The following is a 19,378-nucleotide window of genomic DNA, read 5'->3' as shown; positions in this document are numbered from 1 at the left end:
CGACTGAAAGACGCAGAAACCGTGACCGAAGCCAGGCCGGACCTCATCGCACATTGGCAGGACCTCAACGCCCAGGCAGACGCCGGCACCATCACCATTCCCCCCGACGTCGCCGCGAAATGCGACGCGGCATGCGCTGCCTACCTCGTACACCTCGCCAAGATGCAAGCTCAAGCAACCCTGTTGACCGAGGTCAAATCCTGGGGCGACCTCAAGTCTGCCCAGGATTTACAAGCCAAATTCCTGCGCCTGGCCACCGGCACTGATCGGTCTCTCGACAAGATTCTTCAGCAGCACATCGACGTCATCGAATCGATGCGGATGCTTTTTCGTCGCTACTTCGACGAGACGACCGCCACCGACGAGCAGACCTCCGCGAACATCACTGCGCTCATTCCAGGGAACTAGAGCAACGCAACACTTTCCGATGGAATCCGACCTCGCGTAGGTCGTTCCCCACACTCGACCCTACGAGGATTCACGCCCTCCGCATCAATTCACGCCCCGCGCACGCGGTGTGGTTTACCACCGAGGGCGTCGATCCCGCCGCCAGCATCCAGGCACGGACGTGACACTGGTTGGGCAATGCATATGACACTTGTCAACAGTTCTTGGTGACGCTCGAAACGACCTTCGAATTCCCGTTGACCTGCGCTTTCGTCGCGTGAAAAGTCTGATCTGGCCCGAAAAAATACGGCTGAGGATCGATGACGAAGAGCGAAGGGAATTGCCGATGATCACGCAGAATTCAACTCGCGCCGAGGCGGTGGGCACAGATGCAGCACTCGCGGTGCGCGCCTCCGGTGTCCACAAGTCGTTCGGCGACTCGACGGGATCGACGTTTCGCGCCGTTCGCGAACTGGACTTCTCGATTCCCCGCGGGCAGGTCGTGGCGTTTCTCGGACCGAACGGCGCAGGAAAAAGCACGACGATCGACATGATCCTCGGACTCACCGAACCGGACGGCGGCACCATCAAGGTGCTCGGCACTGGCCGCCGAAGCCCTGCGCGCCGGACCGAACCCGTTGCGCGATCGCGAACTCGACGTGCTGCGACTCGTCGAGGAGGGGTTGTCCACCAGGCAAATCGGCGAACGCCTGTTCCTCAGTACCGGAACCGTCCGGAACTATCTTTCGAGCACCATCACCAAATTGGGGTCGAGCAGTCGGCTCGAGGCAATACGAACCGCGCGCGAAAACGGTTGACTGTAAACGCACGTAGGAAAAGTTGAGGGACGACGTCCGCTGCAAACGCCTCTCGGCGAGTGGTCGCTCGAAGCGACAAATGGGGTGAGGCCCGGGGCTTGCCAAGCGAACGCCGTCGAAAGAGTCCAACGAGGAGTGCCCGCGGACTATTCCCCCGCAGGTCAGCTGTGTTCGGAAAGCAGCACAGCCATGGTGTTCGGCTCCAACGCCTCGAAGATGTGCGGCATGTCGCCGGAGTAAGCGACGTAGTCACCGGGAGCCAGTTCGACGGCATCACCCGTCGGACCCACCATTGCTCGGCCGGCGCACAGCACCACATGTTCGACGACACCGGGCGAGTGAGGATCCGACCGCCGGGGCTCGCCGACATCGGCGGTGATCAGGTAGATGTCGCGTCGCGCGTTCGGTGGAGACGACGCCAGCAGCGTCGCCATGTAATCCGCTCTGTCCGACGCGAACCTCGGCCCCTCCCCCGCGCGAATCAGCCGGATCGATTGCTTCGCCGGCTCCACCAATCTGGAGAACGGTACGTCCAGGGTGACGCTCAGCGCCCACAGGGTTTCGAGGCTGGGATTGCCTGTACCCGACTCGAGTTGCGAGAGTGTCGACTTCGCGATTCCTGCCCGACGCGCAACTTCCGCGAGAGACAGGCCAACGCGTCGTCGCTCCTGCTGAAGAGCGGCAGCGATGGCAGCTATCGGTGGACCGGTATCCGCCATTCGTTCACTCCATCGGTACGTTCGTTTGATTTGACGAACAGCTTAGCATCGTCCACTATAACGATCATGCGTTCGACATGGCGAACCCTTCGAGGGGTCAACATCCGCGACATCGCGTTGGTCTGTCTGGCCGACGCCCTCGTCGGAGCCTCGTTCGGTGCGATCACCGTCGCCGCCGACCTGCCCCTGTGGCTACCGGTGGTGATGTCGCTCGTGGTCTTCGCGGGCTCCTCCCAATTCATCTTCGTGGGAATCCTGGCCGTCGGCGGCAATCCCATCGCCGCCGTGGCGAGCGCGTTGCTCGCCAACACCCGACTCGTGCCTCTCGGCTTCTCCATCGGCTCCGTCTTCCAGAACGTGTCGCCACTGAAGAGATTGCTGGGTACCCACCTGATCACCGACGAGGCAGTCGCATTCAGCCTCGCCGAGGAAGACGAAGCGAGCCGTCGAACAGCGTTCTGGCTGTGCGGAATCGGACTGTTCCTCACCTGGAACATCGGAGTCGCGATCGGCACACTGGGCGGTGGCGCGATCACCGACACCGCCGCACTCGGGCTCGACGCAGCATTTCCCGCCATCCTGTTGGGCCTCATCATGCCCGCACTCCGAGACCGAGCCACCCGCAACGCCGCCCTCGTGGGAGCCGGTATCGCCCTGATCGCGTCGATGGTTCTGCCGAGTGGACTTCCGGTGCTCCTCTCCCTGATCGCCGTGGTGCCCGCCCTGCTCTCCACGGCGCCCGCAGCGCAGAAAGAACGCGCATGAACCTCACGATTCCACTGATCGCGCTGGCCGTCGGAACCTTCGCCCTCCGACTCGTCGGCCCCGCACTGCGCTCGCGAATCACCATCTCGCCACGCATCGACCGCGTCATGGCCACCTCGGTCGCCGTCGTATTCGTCGCACTCATCGCCACCTCGACCCTCCTCGTGGGCAAGGACTTCGCGGGCTTCGCCGCCCCCATCGGCGTCACCGTCGCCGGAATCCTCGCCTGGCGAAAAGCGCCCTTCGTGGTGATCGTGATCGCCGCCGCCGCAACCACCGCTGCCCTGCGCCGGTTCGGAATCGCCTGATACGGCGCGCCGACGCCCGACCAGTCCACTCGATGTGACATTGACCCCCGAAAAGGCCACTGAACGTCACATTGAGTACATACGAGCGAGCAACACCCATCACCGGGAACAATGGACGGCGAACGTAATTGTCGAATGTGGGGAGCCATCATGACCGCGCTGGATGCAGTACGACGACGCTGGCCGAAGACGATGCCACTACAGCCGCTGCCGTCCGAGTCCTGGGCCAAGCAGGAGCCCACGTGGAAGGGTGCGAATCCGCAGGTCATCGAGTCCGCTTTGAAGCGTGCCAAGACGCGCACCTCGGGCAATTGGTTCGTGTTCGCCGCCAGTCGCGACGTCAAGGCCGACAAGCCGTTCGGCCGTTACGTGGGGACCACCGAACTGGTTGCCTGGCGCGACTCCGCCGGCAAGGTGCACATCGGTCCCGGGGCATGCCCGCATCTCGGGGCGGCACTGGATACCGCAAAAATCGAGTGCGATGCGTTGGTTTGTCGCTGGCACGGTCTCGCCCTCGGGCCGAAGGGCAAGGCCGGTTGGCGTCCGCTTCCGGCATTCGACGACGGGGTTCTGGTGTGGGTTCGGCTTGACGAGCTCGGCGGCGAAGAGCCGACGCCCGTACCCGTGGTCCCGATTCGGCCACCCGCCTCGACCGCCATCGCCGGCGTGGTCACCCTTGTCGGCAAGTGCGAGCCCGACGACATCATCGCCAATCGCCTCGATCCCTGGCACGGTGCGTGGTTCCACCCGTACTCGTTCGCGAGACTGAAAGTAGTCAGCGCGCCCACCGAGATCGATGTCCCCGAGGAAGACGATCGCTTCTTGGTCGACGTGACATTTCGCGTCAGTCGCGGCATCGGAGTGCCGGTGCGGGCCGAGTTCGTGTGCCCCGGCCCCCGCACCATCGTGATGCGCATCCTCGACGGCGAGGGAGCGGGAAGCGTCGTCGAAACGCATGCGACGCCACTGGCCCCGGCCGCCGACGGCACCCCACGTACCGCCGTCATCGAGGCCACGATCGCCAGCTCGGATCGTCCAGGATTTCAGATGGCCCGCAAAGCATCCGGTCTCCTGCGGCCCGCGATGAACTTCACCGCGGCACGACTGTGGAAGGACGATCTCGACTACGCCGAACGCCGTTACGAACTCCGCTCGACAGGCCGGGCCTGAGTGGAGCTCTATCACGTGTGCTTCGCCGTGCAGGATCTCGACGCAGCGATGTCGGACCTGTCGGCGACGGCCGGTGCGCGTTGGCGTCAGCCACGAACGGGCACGCTGGGCGACTGGACGTATCGCATCGTGTTCTCCGCCGACGCTCCACATTTCGAGCTGATCGAGGGACCACCGGGCAGCCCGTGGGACAGCACAGCAGGCCCACGTTTCCATCACCTCGGGTTCTGGTCCGAGAACATGGATCTCGACCGCACCGCGTTGGCCGGCGTCGGATCGACTGTGTTCGACGCCTGTCCGCTGGGCCGGCCGTTCAGTTATCACCGGATCGACAGCATCGGCGCACACGTCGAACTGGTGGACCGCTCGGCCGAATCGGGCTTCCGCACGACGTGGGACCTGTGACTACCTAACTTTCGACGAACCCGGCCAGTTGTGCGATGACGGTTCCCCAACCATCGTGGAAGCCGTTCTCCTCGTGCATTTTTCGGTCTTCTTCGTTCCGGTGCATCACGTGTGCCTGGTAGTTGGTTCCGTCGGGGTGGTCGGAGAAAGTGATCACTGCGGTCATGAACAGCTGAGGGGCTGGCCTCCAGCCTTCGACGAGTGAGTTGGTGAACACGATGCGCTCACGCTCGTCGACGGCGAGGAAGCATCCGTCGATGTGCGGCGCGAATTCGCCACCGGATTCACTGATCGAGGTTCGAAAGGCTCCGCCGGGTGTCGGGTCCCAGCCGTCCACACGGCACAGCGCGGGCGCGGGGATCCACCACTTCTCGAACTTCGAGGGGTCGATCCATGCGCTCCACACCGATGCGCGGGGTGCCGCGATGACGCGGGAGATGGTCAGGTCGAGAGAAGGATCCATCGAAGTCATTGGTGTTCACTCTCTTTCGTGGGACTCGAGGTCCGATTGGGTGACGAAGTGTTCGAGGCGGTCCGTTCGGGATTCCCAGATGGACCGTTGCTCGTCGAGCCAGTGATCGGCCGCCTCCAGGTTGGTTCGCTCGAGCGTGCACGCTCTCACTCGGCCGACCTTTCGGGTACGGATCCAGCCACTGCGCTCGAGCAGGTGAATGTGTTTCATGAACGACGGCAGGGTCATGTCGAATGGCTCGGCCAGTTCCCCTACCGTGGCCGATCCGGACCCCAAGCGGCTCAACACAGCTCGCCGGGTCGGGTCGGCCAGTGCCTGGAACACGTCGTCGAGAACCGTCGAATACTGAGCCATAAGGCACACTATCGCTCGCACCATACTTAGCGCAAGGGCTAAGTATTGGAGAAGCTGCGCCCGAGCGCGACCACCGCTGCAGCACAGCACTATTGGCTCTTGAAAATCTCCGAAATGCACAAAATCACCCTTGGCACTCGACAGCCGAGAGTGCTAAATTCTGTTCTGCACAGTTGAGGAGCGACTCGCCACAGGGGCGAGCGCATCTGGGTACAGGAGGTGGTTGCTGTGCTTCGTTTCGATCCGTTCCGTGATGTCGATTCCCTCACCTCGGCGATGCTGGGTGCCTCTTCCGGTTCGGACCGCGCCCCGCGATTCATGCCGATGGACCTGTACAAGGTCGACGATCTTTACGTACTCAGTGCCGACCTGCCGGGTGTCGACCCGGGCTCGATCGATGTCGACGTCGATCGCGGCACCTTGACGCTCACCGCCCATCGCTCTGCACCGGAAAGCACTGGTGTGCAGTGGATTACCTCGGAGAGATTCGCCGGGACGTTCCGCCGCCAGGTCTCCCTCGGTGACGGTGTCGATACCGAGCGCATCTCCGCGTCGTACGACAACGGCGTCCTGTCGATCACCATCCCCCTCGCAGAACGCGCGAAGCCGCGCAAGGTGGACATTGCGCACCGCGAGCTCACCGGCGAGCAGACGTCCATCGAGCAGGGGACGACCTGATTCGAGACGCACAGGACCAATTCGGCACGAGCACGATCGAGGTGATGCACTATGCAATCCGAGGCAGTGGTGTGGACGGAATCGACGGCCCGTGAGCGCTGGTGGCGCACGGTGGTAGGTGTCGACACGAACAGCGGGGAATGCTCGACGGCAGACCTGCTCGATCAGTGTCGAGCCGAGCCTCTCGACGACGACCTTTACCCGCACACACAACACGCAGCCTGACGATGAGGGCCGGCACCGAGCACTCGGCACCGGCCCTCATCAGCGAAAGCTCTACAGGGTCAACGAAAAGAAGGCACTCGACGGATCGACCACGTAGTCACCGAACGGCGGACACTCGACGAACCCGTGCCGCATGTACAGTCTGCGGGCGGCAGCGAAGTAGTCCTGGGTTCCCGTTTCCAGACTGATCCTCGCGAACCCACGCTGCCTCGCGTTGCCGACTGCGTGCTCGAGCAGACTCGACGCCACTCCTCGTCCTCGCGCCGACGCCGAGGTCCGCATCGACTTCAGCTCAGCATGATCGGGTGAAAGATTATTGAGCGCAACGATACCCATCAATGCGTCTGCCTGCCAAGCCGTCCACACACTGATGCCCGGCCCACGCAGACCCGAGAGATCCAGGGCGTGCACGCTCTCGGCAGGTGAGGTGGCATGCATGTCGACGAGATGCTCGGTGAGCAAAGCGTGCACGGCCGGACGCGACAGATCGTCGACCTCGATGCTCACGCCACTCACCTGTTCATGAGTCTCTCGATGGCGTCGAACATCTTGAATCGTCCACTCGTCGGCACTGTTTCGATGTCGTGACCGGTGATTCCCCAACTCGCCAGGAGAGTGTTCGCAGCCTGCAGCCCGGTGGTCGCTGCGCGTTCCATCAGTGCCACCGGCAGATCGATGCGAATGCCGTCGCCCGCAAGAACAAGAGCGGGCTCGGGGGTACGGACGGTGGGGCGTTCGGCGAATGCGCCGAGGCCGAACATCGGGCAGTCGTCGCGCCATTCGGATCGTTCGGCGATCACGTCTGCGTCGGCGGTTTCCGGATAGATCTCGTGCATTCGATCCATCAACTGCGCGCGCGTGACCTCCTCGGATTCCTCGGCGGCGTAGGCGTGCAGTTCGACGACGGAGCCGCCGGTGCGGGCAGCCCATTGCGCCGCTTCGTCCTCGAATCGTTCGAGCACGCTGATGTTGTCGATCGGCGGCATGCCACCGGTGCCGATGAAGGCGGGCCGGTCTGCGTTGACGGCCTTGCTCAGCCATACCCTGTGCACCAAGAATGGCGGTGTGTTCTGCAGCGCCGCAACCTGATTGCGCCACTCGGGCGTCCCGATCTCGGGTGACTGCTCGAGCACCCGCTGCAGACCGGCGATATCGGTGGCGAGTACCACCGCGTCGGCATCGATGACGCCACCTGCGTCGACGCGGAACTTCCGCAGTCCACCGCGGGTGATCTCACCGCACGGAGTGGATGTCCTGATGTCGACGCCGAGTCCGGTGAGGTACTCCCCCAACGGGTTCCACAGCGCTTGCGGGTACGGGTCACGCGGAACGTCGAAGATCAGCCCTTCGGAGGATCCGAGGAAGTAGATGTGAAACATCATCGCCAGCTCGGCGGCGGACATCTTCTCGGGATCGGCGAAGAAGCTCCGAGAGAACACGCCGAACGCCAGGTGCCGTGCTGCCTCGGGAAAGTTGATGTTGCGGAGAAACTCTGCGGCCGGGGTGGTGTCGAGCTCCTCGAACGTCTTCGGCACACTCACCGTCATCAGGGGCAGAGCGGCAATTCCGTTGAGGTCGGTGAGGTCCTTCCACCGGAACGTCGGACTGCGCTTGACGAACGCGAATGCGTTCAGCGGCGGAGTATCCGGCAGACCTTTGAATCCATCGATCCTGCCGTCGCCGTCGATCAGTGGATAGTCGTCGACCGGGCGCAACCTGGCCAACTCGGGATCGGTGCGACGCAGCAGGTTTCGCAGGTTGTAGTACTGCCGAAAGAACGCGTGGAAGCCGCGGCTCATGGTCGCGGGCGAGCCGTCCTCCAGCGTCGTGTTCCATCCGCCGACACGGCCACCGAGGTAGCTCTCCCGCTCCACCAGATGGACCTTCACCCCGCGCTCGGCCAACGCTGTGGCGGCGCTCAGACCTGCGATACCACCGCCGACCACCACTACATGCGGAACGTCCGCCAGCTGCCCGGCATCGGAATATCCCTGCGCCGCAGCGTGGGTGACCTTTTTGGAGTCGGTCAACGTTCTTCCTCCGCAGGACGAGAGCCCAGGAACGTGTGCACCACACCGTTCTGCCATCCGGTCATCGTTTCTCGGGCCACGCCGCTGTAGCCGGCGCGCTGCATCCGGCGCATGAAGGCCGATGCACCGTCGAACGTCACGACGCTGCGCCACAGGTGCCGGTACAACGTCGCGTCACGGGTCGCGAGCCAACCGAGCGGAATGATGATGCCCCAGCTCACCACGTTCCACGAGATCCTGGCGCGAAGAGAATCGTGTACCGAGTACTCGTGGAACGCAATGGTGGAGCCCGGACGTAGCAGGGCCAGAAGCGATTTGAGTTCGGCGTCTGGATCGTCGACGTTTCGTATCAGGTAGGCGGCGAGGATTGCGTCGAACGGTCCGTCGACCCCGTTGACGGCCAGGTCCTCCACACGGGAATGCACGAACGTGACGTTCGCCGGCCAGTCCTTGCTCCGCGCGACCTCGAGCATTTCTGCGGACGCATCGGCCGCGACGATCTCGGCGTGCGGAGCTGCCTCGAGCAGTGCGGCGGTCGAAGCGCCTGTGCCACAGCCGATATCGAGAAGACGCAACCCAGCGCCGAGATCGGGGATGCGCAACCGCTGCGCGGACTTGACCAGGTGCTCGTGGTAGCCGGGGTTCGCTCCGACGAGTCGGTCGTACGCCTTCGCGCCGACATCGAATGCCCCGGGAACTTCGTTTCGCGGCAGCCCGCTCTTACCGACCTTCACAGTGCCTCTTCCTTGCTCACGCGGGCCGAGGGCCCACCCTGGACCGATACGACATCACCGTGTTGCAACTGCCGTCCGCGCCGCAGATCGACATCCCCGTTGACACTGACCAGGCCGTCGGCGATCACGCCTTTGGCTTCGGCACCGGATTCGATGAGGTTGGCGAGCTTGAGAAATTGACCCAATCGAATCGATTCGTCGCGGATGGGGACATCGTGTGCGTCGGACATGTCTCCATCCTGTACTAGCAAGCCGTTCGCTGCTACCAACGAGTCACATCGAGGAACGGAACCTGCGCAATCGCAGACTGTTGCTCACCACGAACACCGAGGACAGAGCCATCGCAGCACCCGCGAGCATGGGGTTGAGCAGGCCCGCAGCAGCCAGCGGTACGGCAGCGACGTTGTACGCGAAGGCCCAGAACAGGTTGCCCTTGATGGTGCTCAGCGTGCGCCTCGAGAGCCGAATGGCATCGCCGACGGCCCGCAGATCACCACGCACCAGCGTCAGGTCGCTGGCCTCGATCGCCACATCGGTGCCCGTTCCCATCGCAAGCCCCAGATCGGCCGTGGCCAGCGCGGCCGCGTCGTTGACACCATCTCCGACCATCGCCACGACCTTGCCCGACGCCTGCAGTTCACGGACGGCATCGACCTTGCCCGACGGCAGTACGCCGGCAATGACCTTCTCGATTCCCACCTCGGTGGCGATCGTGCGAGCGGCGGCCTCGTTGTCGCCGGTCAGCATGACGGGAGTGAGGCCGAGCGCCCGCAGTTCCGCGACGGCCTGCTTCGAGCTCGGCTTCACCGAATCGGCGACCACCAGCACCCCGCGGGCAATGCCGTCCCAGCCGAGCGCGACGGCCGTGCGTCCCTGACGTTCGGCGGCCTCGAAGGCGTCGGCGAGATTCGCGGGCAGCGGCATCGACCAGTCGGCCAAGAGCGAGCGACGCCCGATGACCGCGGCGCGACCGTCCACGACGCCCTGCACGCCCAGTCCCTCCAGGTTGGTGAACTCTTCGACTTTCATGGTGTAGGTCGACCCCGCAATCGCACGCGCGATGGGATGTTCCGAACCCGATTCCAACGACGCCGCCACGGCTCGGACCACGCCCTCGTCCTCGCCGTCGGCCACGTGTACCGAACGCAGTGTCATCTCGCCGGTGGTGACGGTTCCGGTCTTGTCGAGTACGACGGTATCGACGCGGCGGGTGGATTCGAGAATCTCCGGGCCCTTGATCAGGATTCCGAGCTGCGCAGCCCGTCCGGTGCCGACCATCAGCGCGGTCGGTGTGGCCAATCCCAGCGCGCACGGGCAGGCGATGATGAGCACTGCGACCGCAGCCGTGAACGCGCCGGCCGCAGAACTGCCTGCACCGAGCCAGAATCCGAGTGTTGCGACAGAGATCGCGATGACGATCGGCACGAAGATTCCCGAGATCCGATCGGCCAGCCGCTGCGCCTGGGCCTTGCCGGTCTGCGCGTCCTCGACGGCCTTCGCCATCTGCGCGAGCTGAGTATCCGCGCCGATTCGTCTCGCCTGCACGGTGATTCGGCCTCCGACGTTGAGCGTCGCACCGACCACCGCGTCGCCGACGCCGACCTCAACGGGCACCGATTCGCCCGTCAGCATCGAGCGGTCGACAGCCGAGGAGCCGCTCTCGACGGTGCCGTCGGTGGCGACTTTCTCGCCCGGACGGACGACGAACAGATCACCGACGGTCAACTGCTCGATCGGAATCTGTTGTTCCTCTCCGTCTTTCAGTACGGCTACGGTCTTGGCACCGAGGTCCATCAGCGCGCGTAGCGCAGCACCGGCCTGACGCTTGGATCGGCTCTCGAACCACCGTCCGGCCAGGATGAAGGTGGTCACGCCCGCCGCGGCCTCGAGGTAGATGTTGCCGGCCCCGTCCGTTCGCGCGATCGTGAACTCGAACGGATGCGTCATACCGGGTGTTCCGGCGGTACCGAAGAACAGCGCATACAGCGACCAACCCAGCGCAGCAAGGGTTCCCATGCTGACGAGGGTGTCCATGGTCGACGTGCCGTGCCGCAGATTGGTCCATGCCGCGCGGTGGAACGGCAACGCGCCCCACACGACCACGGGCGCAGCGAGAGTCAACGACAGCCACTGCCAGTTGGTGAACTGCAACGCCGGAATCATTGCCATCGCGATCACCGGCACGCTGAGCACCGCCGAGACGATCAACCGCTGCTTCAGCGGATCAATGGCAGGCTCGACCGTGGGTTCGGCGGCGGGCAGAGTGGCTGTGTATCCAGCGGCTTCGACTGCCGCGATCAAGTCCTCGGTGGCCACGCCGTCACTGGTGACGCGGGCCTTCTCGGTGGCGTAGTTGACCGTCGCCGAGACCCCGTCGAGCTTGTTGAGCTTTCGTTCGATTCGGTTGGCGCACGACGCACACGTCATGCCGCCGAGGATCAGTTCGGTTTCCTGGCTCATGCCTGTCCCTCCTGTACCTCGATGATGAATGCGGCCGTGTGCACGACGCCCCCGTGCTGGAAGTCGAGATAGAGCGCATATGTTCCCGCGGTCGGCGCGTCGACGCCGAAGTCGACCGTCGGGCCGGGTGGCCCGTCCTCGGGGTGAACGTGCAGGTAGGCGAGGTCGTCGGCACGGAGGGCCACCAGGTGTCCATATGCGCCGAGGTACGGCTCGAGGTCGGTGACCTCGCGTCCGTTCTGCTCGATCGTCAGAGAGACGATGGAGTTCTCGCCCGCAGTCACTGCGCCGGCCAGCGTGACGGTGTAGCCGTCGACCCTCGATGTCACATTCGGTGTACTCGGGGGCTGCGGGCGATAGTCGCCGGGAACGGTCAGCTCCGCTCCCAGGGTGATGTTCTCGCCGCCGGCCGGGGTGAAGTCGGTGAACAGGCGGTACGGTCCGGGCCGGGTGAGATCGAGAGCCGTCGACCATGTTCCCGACGCGTTCCGCGTCGGATGTACGTGTTGGAATTCGGTCAGATCGCGTCGAACGACGATGAGGTGCAAGTCCTTGGTGTGCATGTCGTCGAAATTCGTGAGCGGTGCCCCGTCCGGTCCCCGGATGGTGAAGTTCACCGCCGCGGTCGGGCCCGATTCGACGACGGATTGCTCCAGCTCGAGGGCGTATCCGTCCTGCGTCGCTTGCAGCCCCGCGGGAACCTCGGCCGTCTCGTCATGCGTGGCGTGACCGCCGTGCGGAGTGGCCACGGTCGCCTGCGCGTCGGGACCGATCTTGTCGCCGACGAACAGTGCCGCCAGGAACAGAAAAGCGATCCCGACGAAAAATCCGACGAGTTTGGTGGGTGCGTCGAGTTCCGGCCGTCCTGACTTCATATCCCTACCCTACCCCCCCAGGGTATCTAGGTGGTAGTTCCTAATTGCTTCTTGAACCCGACGTGCGAGGCAGTGAAGCCGAGACGGGTGTAGAAGCGTTGGGCGTCGACCCGGCTGGCATCGGACGTCAACTGCACCAACGCGCAGCCCTGACGCTCGGCCGCGGCAACCGCCCACCCGATCAACGCCGCCCCGAGTCCTCGACCACGCCAGGCCGCGGCGACCCGAACGCCCTCGATCTGAGCGCGCAGAGCACCTGCGCGAGCCAGCCCCGGAATGACCGTCGACTGAAGCGTCGCCACCACAATGTCTTCGTGCACCACCACGACCTGCAGGTTTCGAGGATCCGACGAGATATCCTCGAACGCAGCGCGGTATGCGGCAATGTCGTCGGAGGATTCGCGCGTTGCGCCCAGCGGGTCGTCGACCAGCAGAGCCACGATCGACTCGACGTCCGAGGCCACTGCCTCACGCACGAGGCACCTCGATCCGTCGGTCAGGACGAATACCGTCGATGTCATTCGATTGTGGAAGGCCATGCGCACGACGGTAAGTGATGCGATTTGTAACGCGAACGACCCAGCCGACGAAATGCCGGGTAGCCCACTGCCAACTGCAGTCGGGATCGGTTCGGGCGGACATGATGGGGATCGAGAACATGAATGTTGGCAAGTCGAAGCGTGTGCGCGTTGCGCTGAGCGCGTTCGCAATCGGAGCACTCGGTGCAGGAGTGGTTATTGCCGCACCGTGGTCGGCTCCGTCCACGAGCACCGAGGCGTCCATCGAACTGGTGTCGACGGCAACGTGCTACGACATGGTCAGCATCGCCATCGGCGGACGCAACGACACACCACGCGAGGGCGTCAAGTGGCTCACCACCCCCGATGGCCAACGACTGCCTGCCGCGATGTCCGGTGACTACTCCAGCGACTGGATCGACCAGGTTGTGCGAGCTCCTAACAACGGCAACGTCGTTCCGGACTCCTACGCGGCTGTCTACGTCGAGTACCCCGCAAATATGGCGAGCTACGACAGCGCCGTGCAAACCGGTGTCACCAACTCGCAGACCATCATGAAGTCCATCACCGCGTCCTGCCCCAAGACCCGCTTCGCCATCGTCGGCTACAGCGAGGGTGCAGACGTGGCCCGCCGGACCGCTATGGAAATCGGCAACCAAACCGTGCCCGCCGACGGCAAGTACGGCATCATCGACCCCTCCCAGGTCGTCGGGGTCGTGATTCTCGCCGATGCAGGCCGCGTCGCCGGAGAGGGCCCGTTCCCCGGTGCCGACAATCCGTTCGGCAATCCCGACGGCTTCGACACCAAGTACCAGAACGGCAGCACTGCAGTCTCAGGCCAGGGCGCGTTGCCCGGAACCTCGGGTGGCTTCGGCGCACTCGACGGCCGAGTCGCATCTTTCTGCTCCGAGGGTGACCTCACCTGCGCAATGCCGAAGAACACGTCGCTGCTTCATCTCGCTGCCAATGTCGGCCGACAAGTCAACGCCGACGCATTGGAAAAGGAGCAGTTGACGCCCGCTACCGGAGCTGATTTGGCTCTCGCCTTGGGCCGCATCGCAGTGAACGCCTTCAACGACATTGCTTCGCAGCCCAATTGGATGCAGAGCGACGAGACATTCCTCGACGTGCTGATCAAGGTTTCCGAACCCACTTACAAGCCCGGCGCGGCAACCACACCCGTCGCTGCCAAGGTCGACGGCGAACAGGAGCCGATCGAAACGGGTCAGATGATCGATTTGGTCTACCTGCCGCAGAAGATCTTTCGCGAGATCACCGGCTTCCTCTCCTCCAACCAGAACACCATCCCGGTTGTGATGAACGACCCCTACGGACTGACCCTCGGGCCAGGCTCGGGACACCACTTCGACTACTGGCGTGACGCCGATGCCGCCAACGGCAAGCCTTTGACCTCGGCTCAGTACGCCGCAGCCTGGCTGACCGAGCTGTTGGAAGAGGCCAACAGAGGAGAACCGGTGGAGACCAAAGAGGTGCAGGAGAAGGCCGGTCGCGCAGCGGTCCAGACGATCGTCGCACCGGTGACCACCTCGGCAACTCCGACTCCGACTTCGACCACCACCACGACCACCCCGGCAACCTCGACACCCGTCGTGACCACAACGGTTCCGGTTCCGGTTGCACCGGCTCCCGCGGTGGAAGCACCGGCACCGGCACCGGCAATCACCACCCCCGAGTGCACGATCCCGGTCGAAGGTGAGACTCCCGTCGAGGGCGCACCGCCGATCTGCGTCACCACGACCGCAACCGATACCGCAGTAGCACCCGAGACAGTGGTTCCGACCACGACGGCGGTACCCACGCCCTAGTTGACCGGTACTTCGTAGCCCATCACGAATTACCGTTCACGACGGTGGGCCTGCGCTTCAACATCGCGCAGGCAACCGTCACCACAGAAACGACCACGAGCCCGGCCACCGACAGCATCAGGTGGTCGGGCTCGGTTGTGCGAGTGCCCACTGCGCGGTCGTACGTAGAGGCGATCTGAGAGCTTGCGGCATACATCGTCACCGGCAGAGTCATGGTGAACAGCGCGGGCAACGCGATGGCCAGCGAACCCGGCGCAGTCGACAGCACGGACACCAGCGCATATGAGACGACGAACGGCAGAACGAACTGCGACACCGTCGGCAGCGCGACATAGCCCTCGATCAGAGCTGCACCGGCCAAGACGAGCAACCCACCCAATCCGACGTACATCTGCGGCCATCGGTAGCCGATCGCCGCTCCCGCGATCAGCGACACGACACTGACGGCCAACTGAAGAGAATCTTCAGCGCCGAATCCCACCGAGCCGATCACCGACGATGCGAAGAGCACCAACAGCACGAGCCCGTCTCGACCAGGAAGCACGAACGACGCCAGCAGCGCGATAGCCGTCATACCGGCAAGTGCACAGAGCCATTCGACGCTCCGCGCGTCGTGGCCGCCGGCGATCCAGCTCAGGACGCCGGCGAGGAAAGTCAGTGGGAGACCGACCAGCAGCGTTCGACGGGTCTCGCACCGCTGAACTTCCTTGTCACGGAACGCCAGGAACAGCGCGAGCGCCGCACCCGATGCCGCAATCACCATGACAATTGCCCGCTCCGGAGCCACCGCGTCCTCGGCACCGACAACATCCCACACGAAGACGGGACCGTCGTCGGCCTGCAGCAGCGCATCCAGCGCATTGCCGAGAAGACCCGCACCGATAGCGGCGACGGCAAGCGATGCCTGCGCGCCGCGATCTCGTCCCGCCAGTACGGCGGACGCGCCGAGCACCACTCCGGCACTCACGGCACCGGACCAGTCGCCCAACATTCCGGTCACCATCCCCACTGCCCGGAAGACGACGACGAGTACTGCTCCGATCGCCACGACGAGCACACCCCGTGCACTCGAACGCGCCAACACGACGCTCGCCAGAGCGGCGGTCAGAGCGAGGACGGTCAGCCCATTGACAATCGTTGCCGATGAACCGAATTGGGCCGTGCGGCTCAGCAGGGAGTCGAACGGACCGATATCGCTGATCGCATAGCCGACGACGAAGCCGGCGAAGAGCATCGACAGTACTTTCATACTGCCGATCATGCCGTCAGCCGAATTTCACTCCCTGCGCCAGGGGCAGTTCGTTGGAGTAGTTGACCGTGTTGGTGGCACGCCGCATGTAGGCCTTCCATGCGTCCGAACCGGATTCGCGTCCGCCGCCGGTTTCTTTCTCACCGCCGAAGGCACCGCCGATCTCGGCGCCGGAGGGTCCGATGTTGACGTTGGCGATGCCGCAGTCCGAGCCGGCAGCGGACAGGAAGCGTTCGGCTTCGCGGAGGTCGGTGGTGAAGATCGACGACGAAAGACCCTGCGGCACATCGTTGTGCAGTGCAATGGCCTCGTCGAGCGTCTCGTACGTCAGCACATACATGATGGGCGCGAAGGTCTCGTGCTTGACGATGTCGGTCTGCGCAGGCATCGTCACGATCGCGGGCTGCACGTAGTACGAGTATTCGTCGACCACGTTCACCCGCTCACCCCCGACGACCACTTTTCCGCCGTCGGACACCGCCACCTCCAGCGCCTTCCGATACCCGGAGAACGCACCGGCGTCGATGAGCGGACCCACCAAAGTGTCGCTGTCCAAGGGAGATCCGATGGAGAGCGTCTCGTACGCCGTAACCAGCTTGCCGACGAGCTCGTCTGCGACGGAGGAATGCACGATGACGCGTCGGAGCGAGGTGCAGCGCTGGCCGGCCGTCCCCGCTGCCGAGAACACCAGACCACGCGTCGTCAGATCGAGATCGCCCGACGGCGTGACGATCGCTGCGTTGTTTCCGCCGAGCTCGAGCAACACCCGGCCGAATCGCTGCGCCACGCGAGGGGCGACGGCCCGGCCCATTCTCGTCGATCCGGTTGCCGAGACCAGCGCAACCCGCGAATCATCCACCAGCGCTTCACCGGACGCGCGGTCACCGATCACCAGCTGAGCGATCTTCGGGTCCACTCCGGCAGCGGCGGCGGCGCGCTCGAAGAGTGCCTGCACTCCGACGGCGGTCAGCGGCGTCTTCTCCGACGGCTTCCAGATGACCGTGTCTCCCGCGACGAGCGCGAGGGCGGTGTTCCAACTCCACACCGCAACAGGGAAATTGAACGCTGTGATGACGCCTACGACCCCGAGGGGATGCCACTGCTCCATCATGCGGTGCCCGGGCCGTTCGGTGGCGATCGTGTTGCCGTAGAGCTGACGAGAGAGTCCGACGGCGAAGTCGCAGATGTCGATCATTTCCTGCACTTCACCGAGCCCCTCGGAGACGATCTTGCCCGCCTCGATGGACACCAATGCGCCCAAGTCCTCCTTGTGTACCCGCAGCAGTTCGCCGAGTTCGCGAATCACGTGACCGCGCACTGGAGCAGGCACCTGCGACCACGACACGAACGCGGTGTGCGCGTCGGCGATGACGCTCTCGACGTCGACCACCGAGGCCGATGCCAACGACGCCAGATTCCCGCCGGTAATGGGCGACCGCGCAGTGATCGAGTCCGGTCCTGCAGGGGCGTCGAGCGCGATCGTGGCACCCAGCCGGTCGAGGATGGCGCGAGTGCGCACACTCAACTCGTCGTGGGTGATGGATGCAGACATGCGCGTACACCTTCCGTGGAGAGAACCGAACCGTCGGAGATCAGCCTACCGAGCGAGGTCTCAACCGTATAATTTCCTGCCATATGGACTTGCTTACGGAATATTAACGCGTATCTTCGACCTTATGACGCAAGTATTACAGGGCGCAGGAGCGACCATCGACGCCTCGACGGTTCGCGAGGTGATCGGTGAGCACCTACTGGCCGACGGTTTCGAGCTGGTCCTCGACCTCGATGCGTCGACCGGGTCCACCATGGTCGACGCCAGGGACGGCACTCGATACCTGGACCTGTTCACGTTCTTCGCGTCCAACGCGCTCGGCATGAACCATCCCGCCCTGATCGACGACCCGGAGTTCCGGGCGGATCTGATGCAGGCAGCGATGAACAAGCCGAGCAACTCCGACATCTACACCGTCCCCATGGCTCGATTCGTCGACACGTTCGCCCGGGTCCTCGGCGACGCTCGGCTGCCCCATCTGTTCTTCGTCGAAGGCGGCGCGTTGGCGGTCGAGAACGCGTTGAAGGTCGCGTTCGATTGGAAGTCACGCTGGAACGAGCGCAACGGCATAGATCCGTCGTTGGGCTCACAGGTGATGCACTTCGAGCATGCGTTCCACGGACGCTCCGGTTACACGATGTCGCTCACCAACACCGACCCGAACAAGGTCGCTCGCTTCCCGAAGTTCGACTGGCCCCGCATCCCGTCACCCTTCATCAGATCCGACGCGAAGATGGACGAACTCGAGGACGCCTCCCTGGCAGCAGCGCGGGCGGCGTTCGAGGCCAACCCGCACGACATCGCCTGCGCCATCATCGAACCCATCCAGGGCGAGGGCGGCGACCATCATTTCCGGCCTCGATTCCTGCAGAAGTTGCGCGACCTCTGCCATGAGTTCGATGCCCTGTTCGTCATGGACGAGGTACAGACCGGAGCTGGAATGACCGGTACCGCATGGGCATTCCAGCAACTCGATGTCGTCCCGGATGTCGTCGCCTTCGGCAAGAAGGTACAGGTCTGCGGCGTCATGGCCGGCGGTCGCGTCGACGATATCGACGACAACGTCTTCGCCGTCAGCTCCCGCATCAACTCGACGTGGGGTGGCAACCTCACCGACATGGTGCGGTCGCGTCGAATACTGGAAGTCGTCGAGTCCGAGAACCTCATCGAACGGGCAGGCGAACTCGGCGGCGTACTGCTGAAGATGTTGCAGGAGCTGGCAACTCGACACCCAGCAGTGTCCGAGGTCCGTGGCCGCGGGTTGATGTGCGCCTTCTCCCTGCCCGACGCCTCCACGCGCGACCGAGTGATCGAGCTGTTGCGTACCGAGGAACATGTACTGGCCCTCGGCTGCGGTGATGCTGCAGTGCGATTCCGCCCCGCACTGACCGTCACCGAAGCCGAGCTGACCCAGGCCATCGAATCCATCGACCGGGTGCTGAGCATGCTCTAGCGCTCGGGCTCGATGTCTTTCTGCGCCAATCGGATCTGTGATGTCGGAATGACACCCGGGCGGAAGTAGAAGTTCTCCGGCGACTGCCGGAGATCGTCGTCTTCGACGCCACTGACTTCCCAGACGTCGACCGGTCCACCGGTGTTGTTCATGCCGACGAACCAATCACGTTCTCCCGCATCGGCTGCCAGAAAGCAACCTTCCTGCTCGGGCCGGTGGCTACCGGCAATACCGCGAGCGGCACCCATTCGACGCCAGTCGAGGCCGTGCCGGCGAATCGACTCACGGTTGAGCACCGAGGTCACGTGATAACGAATGGTCATGGGCAAAAAATAGCAACGGAAACTCATCGGGTACAGCGATTATCGGCTCGCCCCTCA

Annotated in this window: 22 protein-coding genes and 1 pseudogene; 10 read left to right on the top strand and 13 right to left on the bottom strand. The window is 64.0% G+C overall.

Annotation, left to right across the window (positions count from 1 at the left end):
- The first annotated feature begins 21 nt into the window (after nt 1-21).
- From ACNEOT_RS02760 to ACNEOT_RS02750, 3 genes and pseudogenes are all read left to right on the top strand, one after another.
- Nucleotides 22-408, top strand: coding sequence for a hypothetical protein (locus tag ACNEOT_RS02760; protein WP_415971929.1), 387 nt, complete (start codon nt 22-24; stop codon nt 406-408).
- Between the two features lie 325 nt (nt 409-733).
- A pseudogene (locus ACNEOT_RS02755) lies at nt 734-1,045 on the top strand (ATP-binding cassette domain-containing protein); the annotation flags it as partial.
- A 1-nt stretch (nt 1,046) separates the two neighbouring features.
- A complete protein-coding gene (locus ACNEOT_RS02750; protein ID WP_415973628.1) occupies nt 1,047-1,205 on the top strand; it encodes a response regulator transcription factor in 159 nt (52 codons plus the stop codon).
- Nucleotides 1,206-1,366: 161 nt separating this feature from the next.
- On the opposite strand, the gene ACNEOT_RS02745 is transcribed toward ACNEOT_RS02750, so the two are convergent.
- Nucleotides 1,367-1,924: a helix-turn-helix domain-containing protein gene (locus tag ACNEOT_RS02745; RefSeq protein WP_415971927.1), complete on the bottom strand. Its 558-nt coding sequence runs from the start codon at nt 1,922-1,924 to the stop codon at nt 1,367-1,369.
- A gap of 66 nt (nt 1,925-1,990) precedes the next feature.
- On the opposite strand from ACNEOT_RS02745, the gene ACNEOT_RS02740 reads away from it, so the two are divergent.
- From ACNEOT_RS02740 to ACNEOT_RS02725, 4 genes are all read left to right on the top strand, one after another.
- On the top strand, nt 1,991-2,689 hold the full coding sequence (locus ACNEOT_RS02740; protein WP_415971925.1) for an AzlC family ABC transporter permease: 699 nt from the start codon (nt 1,991-1,993) through the stop codon (nt 2,687-2,689).
- Complete coding sequence (locus tag ACNEOT_RS02735) at nt 2,686-2,997, top strand: AzlD domain-containing protein (RefSeq protein ID WP_415971923.1); 312 nt, start codon at nt 2,686-2,688, stop codon at nt 2,995-2,997. Before ACNEOT_RS02740 ends, ACNEOT_RS02735 begins: the two co-directional genes overlap by 4 nt.
- Before the next feature lie 150 nt (nt 2,998-3,147).
- Nucleotides 3,148-4,167 carry a DUF5914 domain-containing protein gene (locus tag ACNEOT_RS02730; protein WP_415971922.1) on the top strand — a complete coding sequence of 340 codons (1,020 nt, stop codon included), beginning with the start codon at nt 3,148-3,150 and terminating at the stop codon, nt 4,165-4,167.
- Nucleotides 4,168-4,572, top strand: a complete 405-nt coding sequence (locus ACNEOT_RS02725; RefSeq protein ID WP_415971920.1) for a VOC family protein — start codon at nt 4,168-4,170, stop codon at nt 4,570-4,572. It abuts the gene before it with no gap.
- 4 nt (nt 4,573-4,576) lie between these two features.
- Here ACNEOT_RS02725 and ACNEOT_RS02720 read toward each other — a convergent pair whose 3' ends face one another.
- Nucleotides 4,577-5,044 carry an SRPBCC family protein gene (locus tag ACNEOT_RS02720; protein WP_415971918.1) on the bottom strand — a complete coding sequence of 156 codons (468 nt, stop codon included), beginning with the start codon at nt 5,042-5,044 and terminating at the stop codon, nt 4,577-4,579.
- A 6-nt stretch (nt 5,045-5,050) separates the two neighbouring features.
- Complete coding sequence (locus ACNEOT_RS02715; RefSeq protein ID WP_415971917.1) at nt 5,051-5,398, bottom strand: ArsR/SmtB family transcription factor; 348 nt, start codon at nt 5,396-5,398, stop codon at nt 5,051-5,053.
- Nucleotides 5,399-5,626: 228 nt separating this feature from the next.
- Between ACNEOT_RS02715 and ACNEOT_RS02710 the strand changes: the two genes are divergently transcribed.
- The gene (locus ACNEOT_RS02710; protein ID WP_415971916.1) at nt 5,627-6,076 is read left to right on the top strand and encodes an Hsp20/alpha crystallin family protein; all 450 of its coding nucleotides are present in this window, start codon (nt 5,627-5,629) and stop codon (nt 6,074-6,076) included.
- Between the two features lie 276 nt (nt 6,077-6,352).
- Here the strand turns inward: ACNEOT_RS02710 and ACNEOT_RS02705 are convergent, their stop codons facing one another.
- From ACNEOT_RS02705 to ACNEOT_RS02675, 7 genes are read right to left on the bottom strand one after another with little or no spacing between them, the layout of a single operon-like run.
- Nucleotides 6,353-6,808, bottom strand: a complete 456-nt coding sequence (locus tag ACNEOT_RS02705; RefSeq protein ID WP_415971914.1) for a GNAT family N-acetyltransferase — start codon at nt 6,806-6,808, stop codon at nt 6,353-6,355.
- A 5-nt stretch (nt 6,809-6,813) separates the two neighbouring features.
- Entirely contained in the window at nt 6,814-8,331 is a 1,518-nt protein-coding gene (locus tag ACNEOT_RS02700) for an FAD-dependent oxidoreductase (protein WP_415971912.1), read from the bottom strand.
- Nucleotides 8,328-9,065, bottom strand: coding sequence for a class I SAM-dependent methyltransferase (locus tag ACNEOT_RS02695; RefSeq protein ID WP_415971910.1), 738 nt, complete (start codon nt 9,063-9,065; stop codon nt 8,328-8,330). Before ACNEOT_RS02695 ends, ACNEOT_RS02700 begins: the two co-directional genes overlap by 4 nt.
- Entirely contained in the window at nt 9,062-9,295 is a 234-nt protein-coding gene (locus tag ACNEOT_RS02690) for an RNA-binding S4 domain-containing protein (protein ID WP_415971909.1), read from the bottom strand. The genes ACNEOT_RS02695 and ACNEOT_RS02690 overlap by 4 nt, the downstream gene beginning before the upstream one ends.
- A gap of 43 nt (nt 9,296-9,338) precedes the next feature.
- Entirely contained in the window at nt 9,339-11,525 is a 2,187-nt protein-coding gene (locus ACNEOT_RS02685; RefSeq protein WP_415971907.1) for a heavy metal translocating P-type ATPase, read from the bottom strand.
- A complete protein-coding gene (locus ACNEOT_RS02680) occupies nt 11,522-12,400 on the bottom strand; it encodes a hypothetical protein (RefSeq protein WP_415971906.1) in 879 nt (292 codons plus the stop codon). The genes ACNEOT_RS02685 and ACNEOT_RS02680 overlap by 4 nt, the downstream gene beginning before the upstream one ends.
- 26 nt (nt 12,401-12,426) lie before the next feature.
- On the bottom strand, nt 12,427-12,939 hold the full coding sequence (locus ACNEOT_RS02675; protein WP_415971904.1) for a GNAT family N-acetyltransferase: 513 nt from the start codon (nt 12,937-12,939) through the stop codon (nt 12,427-12,429).
- A gap of 104 nt (nt 12,940-13,043) precedes the next feature.
- Between ACNEOT_RS02675 and ACNEOT_RS02670 the strand changes: the two genes are divergently transcribed.
- Nucleotides 13,044-14,744 (top strand): cutinase family protein, encoded by a 1,701-nt coding sequence (locus tag ACNEOT_RS02670; RefSeq protein WP_415973627.1) that lies wholly within the window; start codon nt 13,044-13,046, stop codon nt 14,742-14,744.
- Nucleotides 14,745-14,766: 22 nt separating this feature from the next.
- On the opposite strand, the gene ACNEOT_RS02665 is transcribed toward ACNEOT_RS02670, so the two are convergent.
- Both ACNEOT_RS02665 and ACNEOT_RS02660 read right to left on the bottom strand, forming a co-directional pair.
- Nucleotides 14,767-15,993: a hypothetical protein gene (locus tag ACNEOT_RS02665; RefSeq protein ID WP_415971903.1), complete on the bottom strand. Its 1,227-nt coding sequence runs from the start codon at nt 15,991-15,993 to the stop codon at nt 14,767-14,769.
- Between the two features lie 16 nt (nt 15,994-16,009).
- The gene (locus ACNEOT_RS02660) at nt 16,010-17,545 is read right to left on the bottom strand and encodes an aldehyde dehydrogenase family protein (RefSeq protein ID WP_415971901.1); all 1,536 of its coding nucleotides are present in this window, start codon (nt 17,543-17,545) and stop codon (nt 16,010-16,012) included.
- Between the two features lie 124 nt (nt 17,546-17,669).
- Between ACNEOT_RS02660 and lat the strand changes: the two genes are divergently transcribed.
- On the top strand, nt 17,670-18,998 hold the full coding sequence (gene lat, locus ACNEOT_RS02655) for an L-lysine 6-transaminase (RefSeq protein ID WP_415971899.1): 1,329 nt from the start codon (nt 17,670-17,672) through the stop codon (nt 18,996-18,998).
- Here the strand turns inward: lat and ACNEOT_RS02650 are convergent.
- The gene (locus tag ACNEOT_RS02650) at nt 18,995-19,321 is read right to left on the bottom strand and encodes a hypothetical protein (RefSeq protein ID WP_415971898.1); all 327 of its coding nucleotides are present in this window, start codon (nt 19,319-19,321) and stop codon (nt 18,995-18,997) included. The genes lat and ACNEOT_RS02650 overlap by 4 nt on opposite strands.
- Nucleotides 19,322-19,378 lie beyond the last annotated feature (57 nt).

The sequence above is a fragment of the Rhodococcus sp. 077-4 genome, assembly GCF_047782425.1.
Taxonomy (GTDB): Bacteria; Actinomycetota; Actinomycetes; order Mycobacteriales; family Mycobacteriaceae; genus Rhodococcoides.
This window is presented reverse-complemented; position numbering and strand designations above follow the sequence as displayed.